14 protein-coding genes and 1 pseudogene are annotated in these 12,797 nt (G+C 67.7%); 6 read left to right on the top strand and 9 right to left on the bottom strand.

What is annotated here, in order from left to right; all coding sequences use genetic code 11:
• Positions 1-114: 114 nt before the first annotated feature.
• Positions 115-192: pseudogene (locus CSW62_RS27350) on the bottom strand (hypothetical protein); the annotation flags it as partial.
• An 81-nt stretch (positions 193-273) separates the two neighbouring features.
• Between CSW62_RS27350 and CSW62_RS01580 the strand changes: the two are divergent.
• Positions 274-801: a DUF427 domain-containing protein gene (locus CSW62_RS01580; protein WP_099575467.1), complete on the top strand. Its 528-nt coding sequence runs from the start codon at positions 274-276 to the stop codon at positions 799-801.
• 78 nt (positions 802-879) lie between these two features.
• On the top strand, positions 880-1,017 hold the full coding sequence (locus CSW62_RS26500; RefSeq protein ID WP_099575466.1) for a hypothetical protein: 138 nt from the start codon (positions 880-882) through the stop codon (positions 1,015-1,017).
• Positions 1,018-1,133: 116 nt separating this feature from the next.
• Here the strand turns inward: CSW62_RS26500 and CSW62_RS01570 are convergent, their stop codons facing one another.
• Complete coding sequence (locus CSW62_RS01570; protein WP_099575465.1) at positions 1,134-2,495, bottom strand: glutamate--cysteine ligase; 1,362 nt, start codon at positions 2,493-2,495, stop codon at positions 1,134-1,136.
• Between the two features lie 129 nt (positions 2,496-2,624).
• Entirely contained in the window at positions 2,625-3,341 is a 717-nt protein-coding gene (locus CSW62_RS01565; protein WP_099575464.1) for a 16S rRNA (uracil(1498)-N(3))-methyltransferase, read from the bottom strand.
• 46 nt (positions 3,342-3,387) lie between these two features.
• Between CSW62_RS01565 and ppk2 the strand changes: the two genes are divergently transcribed.
• The gene (ppk2, locus tag CSW62_RS01560) at positions 3,388-4,149 is read left to right on the top strand and encodes a polyphosphate kinase 2 (RefSeq protein WP_099575463.1); all 762 of its coding nucleotides are present in this window, start codon (positions 3,388-3,390) and stop codon (positions 4,147-4,149) included.
• On the opposite strand, the gene CSW62_RS01555 is transcribed toward ppk2, so the two are convergent.
• Positions 4,146-4,529, bottom strand: a complete 384-nt coding sequence (locus CSW62_RS01555; RefSeq protein WP_099575462.1) for an iron chaperone — start codon at positions 4,527-4,529, stop codon at positions 4,146-4,148. The two genes, ppk2 and CSW62_RS01555, sit on opposite strands and share 4 nt — an antisense overlap.
• Positions 4,530-4,607: 78 nt before the next feature.
• Positions 4,608-6,107, bottom strand: coding sequence for a S10 family peptidase (locus tag CSW62_RS01550; protein WP_099575461.1), 1,500 nt, complete (start codon positions 6,105-6,107; stop codon positions 4,608-4,610).
• 100 nt (positions 6,108-6,207) lie between these two features.
• On the opposite strand from CSW62_RS01550, the gene CSW62_RS01545 reads away from it, so the two are divergent.
• Positions 6,208-7,968, top strand: a complete 1,761-nt coding sequence (locus CSW62_RS01545; protein WP_099575460.1) for a DUF4153 domain-containing protein — start codon at positions 6,208-6,210, stop codon at positions 7,966-7,968.
• On the opposite strand, the gene CSW62_RS01540 is transcribed toward CSW62_RS01545, so the two are convergent.
• Genes CSW62_RS01540 through CSW62_RS01530 form a run of 3 tightly spaced genes read right to left on the bottom strand, consistent with a single transcriptional unit; the run spans position 7,965 to position 10,371 of the window.
• Positions 7,965-9,758: an ABC transporter ATP-binding protein gene (locus CSW62_RS01540; RefSeq protein ID WP_099575459.1), complete on the bottom strand. Its 1,794-nt coding sequence runs from the start codon at positions 9,756-9,758 to the stop codon at positions 7,965-7,967. The genes CSW62_RS01545 and CSW62_RS01540 overlap by 4 nt on opposite strands.
• Before the next feature lie 31 nt (positions 9,759-9,789).
• Positions 9,790-10,086, bottom strand: coding sequence for a DUF454 family protein (locus CSW62_RS01535; RefSeq protein ID WP_099575458.1), 297 nt, complete (start codon positions 10,084-10,086; stop codon positions 9,790-9,792).
• 39 nt (positions 10,087-10,125) lie between these two features.
• Positions 10,126-10,371 (bottom strand): hypothetical protein, encoded by a 246-nt coding sequence (locus CSW62_RS01530; RefSeq protein WP_099575457.1) that lies wholly within the window; start codon positions 10,369-10,371, stop codon positions 10,126-10,128.
• 134 nt (positions 10,372-10,505) lie between these two features.
• Between CSW62_RS01530 and ubiA the strand changes: the two genes are divergently transcribed.
• On the top strand, positions 10,506-11,441 hold the full coding sequence (ubiA, locus tag CSW62_RS01525) for a 4-hydroxybenzoate octaprenyltransferase (protein ID WP_099575456.1): 936 nt from the start codon (positions 10,506-10,508) through the stop codon (positions 11,439-11,441).
• Here ubiA and CSW62_RS01520 read toward each other — a convergent pair.
• Positions 11,438-11,785, bottom strand: coding sequence for a lysozyme inhibitor LprI family protein (locus CSW62_RS01520; RefSeq protein WP_099575455.1), 348 nt, complete (start codon positions 11,783-11,785; stop codon positions 11,438-11,440). The two genes, ubiA and CSW62_RS01520, sit on opposite strands and share 4 nt — an antisense overlap.
• Before the next feature lie 66 nt (positions 11,786-11,851).
• Here CSW62_RS01520 and CSW62_RS01515 point away from each other — a divergent pair, with 66 nt between their 5' ends.
• On the top strand, positions 11,852-12,796 hold the full coding sequence (locus CSW62_RS01515; RefSeq protein WP_099575454.1) for a fatty acid desaturase family protein: 945 nt from the start codon (positions 11,852-11,854) through the stop codon (positions 12,794-12,796).
• Position 12,797 lies beyond the last annotated feature (1 nt).

Raw genomic sequence — 12,797 nt, 5'->3', positions numbered from 1 at the left:
CGGGACCTGACCCCCCAACGGCTTCCGCGAGCGGAAGGCCGCTGTTGTTAGGTTTGGAGCGCGTCCGACGGGCGAAACCGTATACACTTTCGCCCGACGCGCTCCGGTCAAATCGCCCCATCGACCCCAATTTGGCGGGGAGAAGATCACGCGGCTGACGGTTTCACAAGCAACGGCTTGCCGCTGACCTAAACGGACCCATGTTTGGATTGGGAGCTTGGCCGCCGTCCCGCGCGTTTTCCTCAGCGAACCCTTTTTAGGACGGGAACCGCCATGAAGATCCCCGACGAAAGCCACCCCATCACCCTCGAACGCGCGCCGACCAACGTGCGCGTGCTGTTCGAGGGCCACGAGATCGCCGACAGCGACGACGTCCTGGTCCTGAAGGAGGCCAACTATCCGCCGGTCTACTACTTCGCGCGGGAGGACGTGCAGATGCCGTTCCTGCGCCGGACCGACAAGGTGACCCACTGCCCCTACAAGGGCGACGCCAACTACTTCACCATCTATCGCGACGCCAAGGTTATCGAGAACGCCGTCTGGACCTACGAGGACCCGTTCTCGGCGGTCGGGCGGATCGCTGATCGCGTGGCCTTCTATCCCGAGCACGTCGCGTTCGAGCTGGGCGAGCGCACCGCCGCCCAGCTCGAAGCGGCGAGCGTCGACGAGGTGGTCCGCCACACCGACAGCGGTTCGGGCGCCAGCCAGGCCGAACATTGGGCGCCGAACGTGCCCATGCCCGATGACGAAGACGCCGAGCGCGATGTCGACCAACCCTACAAGGGCGTCGGATCGCTTTAGTTGGGCCTTTAAGCCCTTGTTAACTGTTGGGAGCGTGACCTTGCGGTCAGCTCCCGCCAGAGGAGCACGGAGGAAACCATGGCCTACGTCTCATATGATCGGGCTGTTCACGCGACCCACCCCTTCCGCCGCCTTGCCTGGGGCCGGCTCTTCGCGCTTGGGGCCGCTGCAGGCCTTTGGGTCGGGATCATCGTCGGCGTACGCGCGATCTTCTAGAGCGCGAAACTCAGTGCGCGTGGCTGGTGGCGGCCGCGCCGCCGAGGCGCGTGACCGTGATTCGTTGCCCCTCCGCGCTGAGCGGGCCGGACGTGGGCGGCCCGCCGAGCGGGATTTCAGTAGGCGCAGTCGGTGAAGACGCGGCTGATATCGCCCTGCCATTCGCCATTGTAGAGCGAGAGCAAGCGCTCGGCCGGGGTGATCCCGCTGTCGGCGATCTGCTCCAGCTCGCCCAGATAGATGGTCTCGTCGAGGAAACCGCCGTTGATATGGGCGCGGTTCTTCAGGCCGGACTTGGCGATGGACACGAAGTCCTTGGCGACGTCCTGGGCGGTGCGACCGGCGACGGTCGCCTTCAGGCCCAGCTTCGGTACGTCGCGACGCAGGCCCTCGCGGTCCTCGAGCGACCAGTCCTTGCAGAGGTCCCAGGCGGCGGCCAGGGCCGCGTCGTCGTAGAACACCCCGGTCCACAGCGCCGGCAACGCGCATAGGCGGCTCCACGGGCCGGCGTCGGCGCCGCGCATCTCGAGATAGGTCTTCAGGCGGACTTCCGGAAAGGCCGTGGTCGTGTGGTCGGCGAAGTCCTTGATCGTGGCGATCTCGCCCGGCAGTTCGGGAAGCTTGCCCTCGATGAAGTCGCGGAAGGATCGTCCGGCCACGTCGATATACTTGTCGCCGCGCTTGACGAAATACATCGGCACGTCGAGCGAATAGCGGGCGTAGCGTTCGAAGTCGAAGCCGTCCTCGAACACGAAATCCAGCAGGCCGGTGCGGTTCGGATCGGTGTCGGTCCAGACGTTGGCGCGCGCCGACAGGAAGCCGTTCGGCTTGCCTTCAGTGAACGGAGAATTGGCGAACAGGGCCGTGGCGATCGGCTGCAGGGCCAGGCTCATGCGGAACTTGGCGACCATGTCGGCTTCGCTGGAGAAGTCGAGATTGGCCTGCACCGTGCAGGTGCGCAGCATCATGTCGAGGCCGAGATTGCCGACCTTGGGCATGTAATTGCGCATGATCACGTACCGGCCCTTGGGCATGATCGGCACCTCGCCACGCGTCCACACCGGCGAGAAGCCCAGACCCAGGAAGCCCAGCCCCAGCTCGTCGGCGACGGTCTTGACCTCGTCCAGGTGCTGGCCGGTCTCGTCGCAGATATCGTGCATGGTCAGCAGCGGCGCGCCGCTGAGCTCGAACTGGCCGCCCGGCTCCAGGCTGACATTGGCCCCGTTGCGCTCCAGGCCGATAATGACCTCGCCTTCCATGACGGGCTTCCAGCCGAAGCGCTGAAGCCCCGTCAGCAGGGCGTGCACGCCCTTGTCGCCTTCGTACGGAACCGGCGCGTTGGCGCCGAGATAGAAGCCGAACTTCTCGTGCTCGGCGCCGACGCGGAAACGCTCCTTGGGCTTGGACCCTTGAGCAAAATAGTCGGTCAGGTCTGCGAGCGTCAGCTGACGATCTTGAACGCTAGTGGTGTCGGCCATGCAAGCCGTCCCTCCCCAGGGTGTAGTGCTACGGGAGGAGAGGCCCATCTCTCCGCCGACGGAAACTCGGTCACGCCCAGTTGGGCGTTTTCTTTGCGAACCTCAAGGGGCGACCTTCGCCATATATTTTTACCGCCAATCTCCGGCCGCCGCCTGCCACAGGGTCATGGCCGCGATGGCGGCCGTGTCGGCCCGCAGGATGCGAGGACCAAGCGACACCGGCGTGACGAAGGAAAGCCCCCGCAGGCGCTCGCGTTCCTCGGGTGCGAACCCGCCTTCGGGGCCGATCAGGATGGCGGCCGGATCACCGGTTCCCGCCAGGGCCTGGATCGCCGGCAGGGCGTCGCCGCCCTCGTCGCAGAACACCATGCGCCGGGCCGGGTCCCAGCCGTCGAGAATCTTGTCCAGCTTCTCTGGATCGGCGACCTCGGGCACGTCCAGGCGGCCCGTCTGCTCAGCGGCCTCCATGGCGATGGCGTCCAGGCGGCCCAGCTTGACGAAGTCGACATTGGTCCGTCGGGTGATGGCCAGCCGCACGCGACGCGCGCCCAGCTCGGCGGCCTTCTCGACGATGGTCTCGACCCGGCTGCGCTTGACCATGGCGATGATCAGCTCGAGGTCGGGTCCGAACGCCATGGGCCGGGCCTGCTCCTCGGCCTTCAGCAGGCAGCCGCGCTTGGTCGACTCGACGATGGTCGCGCGCCACTCGCCGTCGCGGCCGTTGAACAGCAGCACCTCGGCGCCGACACCCAGACGCATGACGGAAGTCAGGTAGCGGGACTGGTCGACGGTGGGCACGACGCCGGCGCCGGCGGAGAGGTCATTGGGAACGAAAAGACGGATCATGCGGCTCTTCTAGCGCAACTCTTATTTCTGGGGGTAGGCTCCGCGCATGAGCAAGCGCGACGACTACGAGAACGAACTCACCCAGCTGCAGCTGGCCCTGATCGCCATGCAGATGAAGGCCATCAAGGATGGCTGGAAGATCCTGGTGGTGTTCGAAGGCCGCGACTCCGCCGGCAAGGACGGCACCATCGCCCGGGTCACCGAGCACCTGTCCAAGCGCGCGACCACGGTCGTGGCCCTGCCCAAGCCGACCGATCGCGAGCGCAGCGAGTGGTACTTCCAGCGCTATGTCGACTACCTGCCGGCCTGCGGCGAGGCGGTGATCTTCAACCGCTCCTGGTACAACCGGGCCGGGGTCGAACGGGTGATGGACTTCTCCACGCCCGAGCAGCAGGAGCAGTTCCTGCGCGACGTGCCGGCCTTCGAGCGGATGCTGGTCGAGAACGGCCTGCGCTACGTCAAGTTCTGGCTCGACATCACCCGCGAGGAGCAGGCCGAACGCCTGAAGGTCCGCCGCGAGGACCCGCTGAAGGCCTTCAAGACCAGCGACCTCGACAAGGTCGCCGAGGAAAAGTGGGACGACTACACCAAGGCCCGCGACGAGATGTTCATGCGCACCCACAGCGACGTTGCGCCGTGGATCTGCGTTCGCGCCGACCACAAGAAGGAAGCCCGGCTCAACGTCATCCGCTGGCTGCTGCACGCGGCTGGCGACAAGAAGCTGATCAAGGGCGTGGCCAAGCCGGATCCCAGCGTGATCTTCTCGTTCGAACCGGCGGCGCTGAAGGACGGGCGGCTGGCGCGCTAGCGCGCCTTCCGCGCCGCGCGCTCGGCGGCGATCTCCAGGTTCTGGACGACGCGGAAGGCGACGATGTCGTGGATCAGGTCCGGCGGCAGCGGCGCGGCCGGCTGGAAGCGGATCGTGCCCTTGGCGGTTTCGAAGCCGGCAAGGCGGTCGGCGAAATGATCCATCACCGCCCCCGGATAGAAGGCGCAGTGCTTGGCCGCCGCGCCGAAGTGCACGAGATTGCCGTTCAGCTTGAAGGTGGGCAGGCCATAGCTGATCGTCTCTTCGGCCTGCGGGACCACCGCGCGTATCTGGCCGCGCAGGGTCTCCAGGGCCGTCCGCTGCTCAAGGGGCAGCTTGGACAGGTAGTCGTCGATGGATGCGGCGGGGGGTTTCATCATCGGGTGGTCCTCGGTCGCTTGAATCCAGGCGATTGAACTCAGGACGTCCGGGATTGTCCCCCGCCGACATCACTATCGCTATTTCCCGGCGTACAGCGCCATGACGTCCCGGCGGAACGCGGCGCCGCTGTCGGGGCGGCTGTAGAACATGTGCCCGCCCGGATAGTTGGACAGGGTCACGCGGCCGTTGGCCGTCGCCGGGATGGCGTCGACGATCAGGCGCGAGGCGAAGAACGGGCACGACAGGTCGTTGTAGCCGTGCACGATCAGCACCTTCAGCTTCGGGTCGACCGAGACGACCTTGCGCAGGTCGGTGACCGACTCGGTGTCGGCGCCGCGACCGCGATCCCACAGGCGGTTGACGTTGCCCGACAGCGCTTCGTAGCGGGCCTCCGGCTTCCAGCCGACGATGCGGGTGGTGAAGTCGACGATGGCGCTGGTGGTCGGGGCGATGATCGCGTCGAGGATCGGGTCGTTGACCTCCTGCTCCGGCGCGTTGGGGAAGGGATCCAGCGAGGTGACGTTGCTGTCGTAGCGGCTGCCCAGGCGCCCCTTGTCGCGGAACACCTCGCGCAGGAACGACTGGGTCTCCAGGCGGCCGCCGGCGCGGCGGACATAGACCGGATCCAGGCCCGTCATGGCCGAGACCTTGGTGGTCAGGCGGTCCAGGGCGGCGGGGTCGGAGCCCTTCATCAGGTCGACCATGTATTCGCCGCGCGTATAGTCCTCGACGGCCTTGATGCTCTCGGGCGTCAGCTTGCCGTCGCGCTCCAGCTTGGCCGCGGCGATGGACGGCAGGGTCCACATGGCCGGCAGGGGCGAGACTTCCTGGCTGGCGCGGCCGGCGCTGGACAGCAGCGGCGAGACCAGCACGACGCCCTTCACGGCGACGCCCAGGTCCGTCTGCAGCTCATAGGCCAGACGCGGGCCACGGAAGCCGCCATAGCTTTCGCCGACCAGATACTTGGGCGAGGCCAGGCGCTCGGTCTTGACCAGGTAGTCGAAGACGATGCGCGACAGGTAGTCGATGTCCTGCTTGACGCCATAGAAGCGTTTCTTGGTCTCCTCCTCGCTGACCAGCGAGCGCGAGAAGCCGGTGCCAACCGGGTCGATGAAGACGAGGTCGGTGAAGTCCAGCCAGCTGGCGGGGTTGTCTTCCAGCTTGCTGAACGACGAGGGGCTGTCGCCTTCCGCGCCGAACTGCACGCGCTTGGGGCCGAGGGCGAAGTTCAGATAGACCGAGGCCGCGCCGGGACCGCCGTTGAAGGCGACCGTGATCGGACGGCTGGGGTCGCGCGGGCCGTCGACGATGTAGGAGGTGTAGACCACCTCGGCGACCTTCTTGCCCTTCTCGTCGCGCACCGGCAGCACGCCGACCGTCGCGGTGTACGAGACGACCTTGCCGCCGATCGTCGCCGTCTGCTTGACGGACTTGTCGGCCGGGAACGCCGGCAGGTCGGACTTGGCCTCGGCGGCGGGTTTGTCACCGCCCTTTTCCTGCGCGAACGCCGTGGGCGCGCCGCCGATCGCCGCGACGACAAAGAGGGCCGCTACGCTGGCCCTGAAAGACTGCTTCATACTCACCCCTCCAAAGAGGGTGAAATTGCTAAGCCAAGCGGGAATGCTTCACAACCGCATGCGGGCGTGATGCTGTGCCCGCGATGAGGGGAAACGCTGGATGACCACGACCGACGCCGCGACGCCGCGCAAGGCGGCCGCGATCCGCCTGGCCATCGGCCTGGCCCAGGGCATCGCCCTCTTCCTGCTGCAGAAGGCCGACGAGTCCAAGGCGTGGCCGGCGACCGTACCGATGCTCTATGCGCCGTTGCTGGTCTGCGTCCTGATGGTCCCGTTGCTTCCGCTGGCTGCGCTCTCGGCCATGCGGCGCGCGACGCTGATCGCCTGGACCGCCCTCGCGGCCGGCCTGACCGCGATCCTGGCCGTCCACGCCGCCTGGACGGGAGCCGAGCCCCAGCGCCTGGGCGCTGGCCCGCTATCGCCGCCGATCTTCATCGCCGCGGCCGCCCCGCTGTTCATCGCCCACCATCTGGTCCAGCCGGCCGACGCCGCCCGCAAGCCGGTCGCGCCCTATGCGGACTATTTCGATCTGGCCTGGACCAACCTCATCCGGCTGTTCCTCTCGCTGGCCTTCACCGGCGCCTTCTGGCTGCTGCTGTTCCTGGCCGGGGCGCTGTTCAAGCTGATCGGCGTCCAGGCGATCCAGAAGCTGATCGGCGAGACGGCCTTCGCCTTCCCGGCCACCGGCCTGATGTTCGCCGCCGCCGTCCACATGGCCGTGCAACTGACCGAGGCCCGCGCCGGCCTGGTGCGCGGCGTGAGGACCGTCGGCCTGACCCTGCTGGCCTGGCTGTCGCCGCTGATGGTGGTGATCGCCGCCGGCTTCCTGGCCACCCTCCCCTTCACGGGCCTGGCGCCGCTATGGGGCACCAAGGCCGCCGCGAGCTTGCTTCTGTCGGCCGCCGCCGCCCTGATCATCCTGATCAACGCCGCCTATCAGGACGGGATCGAGCCGCCCTCGACGATCCCGCGCTGGGCCGCGCGGATCGCGGGCCTGCTGCTGATCCCGATCGTGATCCTGGCCGCCTACGCCCTGTGGCTGCGGGTCGACCAGTATGGCCTGACGCCCGACCGGGTGTTCGCCACGGCCTATCTGGTGGTCGCGATCGGCTTCACGGTCGGCTACGCGCTCGCCGCTCTGAAGCCAGGCCCATGGATGAAGACCCTGGAGCCGACCAACCTGATCATGGCCGCCGTCTCGGTGTTGCTCCTGATCGCGCTGTTCACGCCGATCTCCGATCCGGCGCGACTGTCGGTGGGCAGCCAGGTCAAACGTCTAGAGAGCGGCAAGGTCACGGCCGAGGAGTTCGACTTCCAGTTCCTGCGCTTCGACAGCGGGCGGTATGGGCGCGATGGGCTGGAGCGGCTGAAGGCAAATCCAAATGCCGACGTCGCCAAACGCGCCCGCGAGGCTTTTAGCCTAACCGCCAAAACCTATCCGAAACTGGACAAGCCAGAATTCTCCAAGGTCACGGTCTATCCGGCGGGCAAAGTGCTTCCCGAAAGCTTCCGGAAGCAAGATTGGCCGGCGGAAACCGGCTCTCCCTGCATCGCTTCCGGGTCGGAATGCCCGGCCGTGCTACTTGATATCGACGGCGATGGAACGGACGAGGTTTTGCTCGGGGCTGGCGCGTCGTTCGACATCTTCAAAGCTGACACGACGGGCACATGGCGCAAGATCGCCGAGGCCTCATCGGCTTGCGATGTCGGCAGCTTGGCCGAACGGCTCAAAAGCGACGCTCCGCGACTGAGCGATCCCGAAGAACATCGCGATCTCATTGTCGGCGGCAAGAGGCTCTCTATCCGGCCCGCCGACCCGGGGTGCGGCGAACTACGGACGATCCTAACGCCAAAGCCCTAAACCACCCCCGCGCTGATCGCGTTCAGCCGGGCATAGACCCCGCCCTGCGCCGTCAGCTCGGCGTGGCGGCCTTCCTCGACGACGCGGCCGCCCTGGAAGACCAGGATGCGGTCGGCGCCGCGCACGGTCGACAGGCGGTGGGCGATGACGATCGTGGTCCGCCCCTCCATCAACGCCTCGGCGGCGACCTGGACCTGGCCCTCGGTCTCGACGTCCAGGGACGAGGTCGCTTCGTCCAGGACAAGAATGGGGGCGTCGGTCAGGAAGGCGCGGGCGATGGCCACGCGCTGGCGCTCGCCGCCCGACAGCTTGATGCCCCGCTCGCCCACCAGAGTGTCATAGCCCTTGGGCAGGCGCAGGATGAAGTCGTGGGCGCGGGCCTTCTTCGCCGCCGCCTCGACCTCCTCGCGGGTCGCGCCAGGCTTGCCGTAGGCTATGTTCTCATAGAGCGAGCGGTGGAACAGGGCCGGGTCCTGCGGCACCACCGCGATGGCGCGGCGCAAGCTGGCCTGGGTGACCTGCGAGACGTCCTGGCCGTCGATCACCACCGCCCCGTCCTGCAGGTCATGCAGGCGCTGGACCAGCTTGACGAAGGTCGACTTGCCCGAGCCCGTCGGCCCGACCAGCGCCACCCGCTCGCCGGGCGCGATCTTCAGGCTGAAGTGGTCGTACAGCGGCGCGCCCGCCGCCTTGTAGCGGAAGGTCACATCGCGGAATTCGATCGCGCCCGCGCCCGGCTTGAAGTCCGGCGCGCCGGGGGCGTCGGCGATCTGCGGCGAAAGGCGCGTCCAGGCCGCGACATCCTCGGTGTCGTCGATGCCCTTCTGGAGCATGCGGATGTTCTCGCCCAAGTTCCGCAGATAGCCGCTCATCAGCATGAAGGCGGTGATGGCGAAGGCGACGTCGCCCGGCGTGGCCGTGCCTTGAGTCCAGCCCCAGACCATCGAGCCGGTCAGGCCTGCTTGCAGCACGACCAGCAACAGGTTCTGCCCCAGCCAGACGTCGGTGAAGCGGCTCCAGGTGACCATGACCGCGTCGCGCCAGGCGGCGGTGACCTCGGCCAGCCGCGCGGCCTCGCGCTGTTCGGCGCCGAAGCTCTTGACGGTCGGGTTGGAGGTCACGGCGTCGGCCAGGGCTCCGCCGATCTGGGAGTCCAGGGCGTTGGAGCGCAGGTTGCTGGGCCGCACATAGCGCTCGGTGATCCACAGGTTCACCGACAGATAGGCCACCACCACGACCAGCGACACCGCGCCGGCCAGCGGCTGGCGCAGCAGCATGCCGATCGACAGGCCGACCAGCACGATGATCCCCGGCCCCAGCCAGATGGTCACCGCGTCGGTGACGCTGTCATAGCCCCACATGGCGCGGGTCAGCTTGCGCACGGTCGCGCCGGCGAAGCTGTCAGCATGCCAGTCGGACGAGAAGGCCTGGACCTTCGCGAAGCCCTCGTTGGTCATCTCCTCCATGTTCCGGGCCGCCAGCGGGATCCAGAACCGGTGGGCGATGTTGCGGATCACCGCGAAGGCGAAATAGACGCCGACGAAGACGCCCAGCGCCTGCCAGGCGCCGGCGTCGCCGCGCGGCTTGCTGGTGACGGTGTCGACCAGGTGCCCCGAGGCGTAGGGCAGGGCCAGGTCGAAGGCGATCGCCAGCAGGGTCAGACTGACGCCGAGTCCAAACAGGACCGGCCGCCGCTTCCAGAACCGGGCCACGAAGCCCAGCACCTGGCGGTTGGACAGCGCGCGCTTGCGGGCGCCGATCTCGTCTTCATCCTCGAAAGCGTCGGTCATCGCGGGGAGATAGTGGTTTCCCGCCCCATAGTCAGCCCTGTCGTTTGGCCCGCCGCTTGCGCTTGCGCCCGCCGCCGAAGGGTCGCCAGCGCAGGAACCACAGGATCGCCGGCCCGACCACCGGCACGCGCAGCATCGGCCGCACGGCGTGAGGGCGGGTCTTCAGGAAGCACAGCACCGCGCCGATCCAGAACACCGTGGTCGGCATGCCCGGCGTGACGATCCCCACCGCGCCCGTGGCCAGCAGCGCCCCGCCCAGTCCGTCCAGCGCCCAGCGCTCGACGCGGCTCAGGCGGCGGCGCGACTTTCGGAGAGGCTCAGGAGTCATGCGATGACGCTAGCGCGCCTGCGAGACGGTCGCAAAGCCTTAGAACGCCTCGGCGACCCCGCCCACGCGGCGCGGCGGAGGGGTGTTGAGGCCGCGTCGGATCTTCGGGCCGAACTTGGTGGCCGAGGTCAGGCGCGCGACCATGCCGTGGTCGCCTGCGAGGGCGAACAGCTTGCCGGCGGCGGTCCACAGGCGGGTGGTCACCGGGTGCGGCAGGACGATGCCGGCCCCGACGCCGGCGACCAACAGGCTCCAACCGGAGAGGCGAATGGCGGCGGTGGTCATGAGGGTCGCTCCTGCGAATGGCTTGCAGGAAGACCTTCGCCTCATTGCCCTCACAAATCCAATTGATCGTTTTTCTCGACAGGATCGATCTTCCCTATAGGACGCCTTCGAGCGCGCGGGTTAAGCCTCGCGGCATGACCGCCACCACTATTCTCCCCGACGCCGTCGCGACCAACTGGGTTGACCGCCACGCGCCCGAGCGCCTGCGGCCCTGGCTCAAGCTGGGTCGGTTCGACCGGCCGGCGGGGATCTGGCTGCTGATGCTGCCGGGCTGGCAAGGCATCGCCCTGGCCGCCGCCGAGCAGGGCCGCTGGCCCAATCCGTGGCTGCTGCTGGCGGTGTTCGTCGGCGCGGCCCTGATGCGCGCCGCCGGCTGCGCGTTCAACGACATCGTCGACCGCGACTTCGACGCCCAGGTGGCCCGCACCGCCATGCGCCCGATCCCGGCCGGGCTGATCACCGTCAAGCAGGCGTGGCTGTTCCTGGTGGGCTGCAGCCTGGTCAGTCTGCTCATCCTGCTGACCCTGGGCTGGGTGGCGATCGGGCTGGGCGTTCTGTCGCTAGGCCTCGTGGCCGGCTATCCCTTCATGAAGCGGATCACCTGGTGGCCGCAGGCCTGGCTGGGCCTGACCTTCAATTGGGGCGCCCTGCTGGGCTACGCCGCCGCCACGCATCACCTGTCCTGGTCGGCCGCCCTGCTTTACGCTTCGGGGATCTTCTGGACCCTGGGCTACGACACGATCTACGCGATCCAGGACATCGAGGACGACGCCCTGGCCGGCATCAAGTCCTCGACCCGACGTCTGGGCGATCACGTCCAGATCGGCGTGGCGGGCTTCTATCTGGCGTCGTTCGTCTGCGTGGTCGCGGCCGGCTGGGTTGGCAATATCGGGCCGCTGTTCCTGCCGCTGGCGGCCTTCTTCGCCCTGCACCTGTCGCGCCAGGCGGCCGCCGTCCGCGTCGACGACGGTCAAGGCGCGCTGAAGCTGTTCAAGTCCAACGCCGTGGCGGGGCTGATCGTGTTCGCCGGACTGGTCGCCGGGCTGTGGAAGCCGGGGGTGCGGTTCTAGAACGGCCCCTGGCTGTAGACGCGGTCCATGACCGTGTTCAGCTGCCGGATGCGGTTGTCGTAGCTGCGCGCCAGGCAGGCCTGGTTGCCGCCGCAGGCCTTGCGGGCCGCGAGCCAGGCGCGCTGGTCGTCCATGATAGCGCCGCGACCGCCCATCGGCACGAGGTGGCGCGTGATGCCGTAGAGCTGGTCCATCCGCACGTCCTGGTCGTTGAGGTCGCGGTTGGCGCAGATCGCCTTCTCGTCGGCGGCACGGGCCTTGCGGCAGTCGAAGCTGGCGGCGGCGGCGGGGGCGGCGGCGGCGCAGACAGCGGTCAGAACGAGAGCGGGGATCAGTCGGCGCATGAGCGGCTCCAAATGTGACGTAGGGTCATCCTGTCAGGCCTAAGCTGAATGTGCGATGATCGTTCCATGGCCGTCGCACCCCGCGTCAAACCGCAGGACCTGTTCACGCCCGACGAATGGACGCGGATCTCCGCGCGCTCGTCCTGGCGCGGCATTTGGATGGTCGCCCACGCCTGGACCGTGATCATCGGCGCCGGGGCGCTGTTCGTCTTCTTCCCCAATCCGCTGACCTACGTGCTGGCCGTGATGCTGATCGGGGCGCGGCAGCTGGGCTTGGCCATCCTGATGCATGAGGCCGCGCACGGCGGTCTGCATCCGAACCTCAAGGTCAATGACTGGCTGGGCGAGTGGCTGTGCGCCGCCCCGACCGGCGCGTCCCTGGCCAGCTACCGCCCCTATCACCTGACCCATCACAAGTACGCCCAGCAGGCCGAGGACCCGGACCTGATCCTGTCGGCCCCCTTCCCGACCACGCGGGAGTCCCTCCGCCGGAAGATCGTCCGCGACCTGACCGGCCAGACCTTCTTCAAGCAGCGCTTCGGGCCGTTGCTCGGAAAGATGAAGGGCGACGCCCCCAAGGGCGCGATCTTCGCCGGCGAGATTGCCCGGCAGAGGCCATTCCTGCTGTGGAACCTCGGCATCCTGATCGTGCTGTCGGCGATGGGACTCTGGTGGGCCTGGCTGGCGCTGTGGATCGTGCCGATGGCGACCTGGTTCCCGCTGGTCACCCGCCTGCGCAACATCGCCGAGCACGCCCTGGTGGCCAAGGACGAGCCCGACCCGTTTCGCCACGCCCGCACCACGAACGCCAACTGGATCGAGCGCGCCCTGATCGCGCCCTATCACGTCAACTTCCACGCCGAGCATCACCTGTTCATGCACACCCCGTGCTGGAACCTGCCGATGGCGCACCAGTTGCTGGAGAAGAAGGGCCTGACCTCCGGCATGCTGACCGCGCCGGGCTACCTCACCGTGCTGAAAGCGGCCTCGAGCAAACCGGTCGCCGCCTAGA

Source organism: Caulobacter sp. FWC2, assembly GCF_002742625.1.
Taxonomy (GTDB): domain Bacteria; phylum Pseudomonadota; class Alphaproteobacteria; order Caulobacterales; family Caulobacteraceae; genus Caulobacter.
Note: the sequence above shows the minus strand (reverse complement) of the source record. Positions and strands in the feature narration are given on the sequence as shown.

Coding starts and splice junctions, on each gene's coding strand:
- CSW62_RS01520 (WP_099575455.1), bottom strand. CDS start 11,785: ATGCGCCGACTGATCCCCGCTCTCGTTCTGACCGCTGTCTGCGCCGCC.
- CSW62_RS01540 (WP_099575459.1), bottom strand. CDS start 9,758: ATGACCGACGCTTTCGAGGATGAAGACGAGATCGGCGCCCGCAAGCGC.
- CSW62_RS01545 (WP_099575460.1), top strand. CDS start 6,208: ATGACCACGACCGACGCCGCGACGCCGCGCAAGGCGGCCGCGATCCGC.
- CSW62_RS01550 (WP_099575461.1), bottom strand. CDS start 6,107: ATGAAGCAGTCTTTCAGGGCCAGCGTAGCGGCCCTCTTTGTCGTCGCG.
- CSW62_RS01580 (WP_099575467.1), top strand. CDS start 274: ATGAAGATCCCCGACGAAAGCCACCCCATCACCCTCGAACGCGCGCCG.
- CSW62_RS01535 (WP_099575458.1), bottom strand. CDS start 10,086: ATGACTCCTGAGCCTCTCCGAAAGTCGCGCCGCCGCCTGAGCCGCGTC.
- CSW62_RS01555 (WP_099575462.1), bottom strand. CDS start 4,529: ATGATGAAACCCCCCGCCGCATCCATCGACGACTACCTGTCCAAGCTG.
- CSW62_RS01570 (WP_099575465.1), bottom strand. CDS start 2,495: ATGGCCGACACCACTAGCGTTCAAGATCGTCAGCTGACGCTCGCAGAC.
- CSW62_RS26500 (WP_099575466.1), top strand. CDS start 880: ATGGCCTACGTCTCATATGATCGGGCTGTTCACGCGACCCACCCCTTC.
- ppk2 (WP_099575463.1), top strand. CDS start 3,388: ATGAGCAAGCGCGACGACTACGAGAACGAACTCACCCAGCTGCAGCTG.
- ubiA (WP_099575456.1), top strand. CDS start 10,506: ATGACCGCCACCACTATTCTCCCCGACGCCGTCGCGACCAACTGGGTT.
- CSW62_RS01565 (WP_099575464.1), bottom strand. CDS start 3,341: ATGATCCGTCTTTTCGTTCCCAATGACCTCTCCGCCGGCGCCGGCGTC.
- CSW62_RS01515 (WP_099575454.1), top strand. CDS start 11,852: ATGGCCGTCGCACCCCGCGTCAAACCGCAGGACCTGTTCACGCCCGAC.
- CSW62_RS01530 (WP_099575457.1), bottom strand. CDS start 10,371: ATGACCACCGCCGCCATTCGCCTCTCCGGTTGGAGCCTGTTGGTCGCC.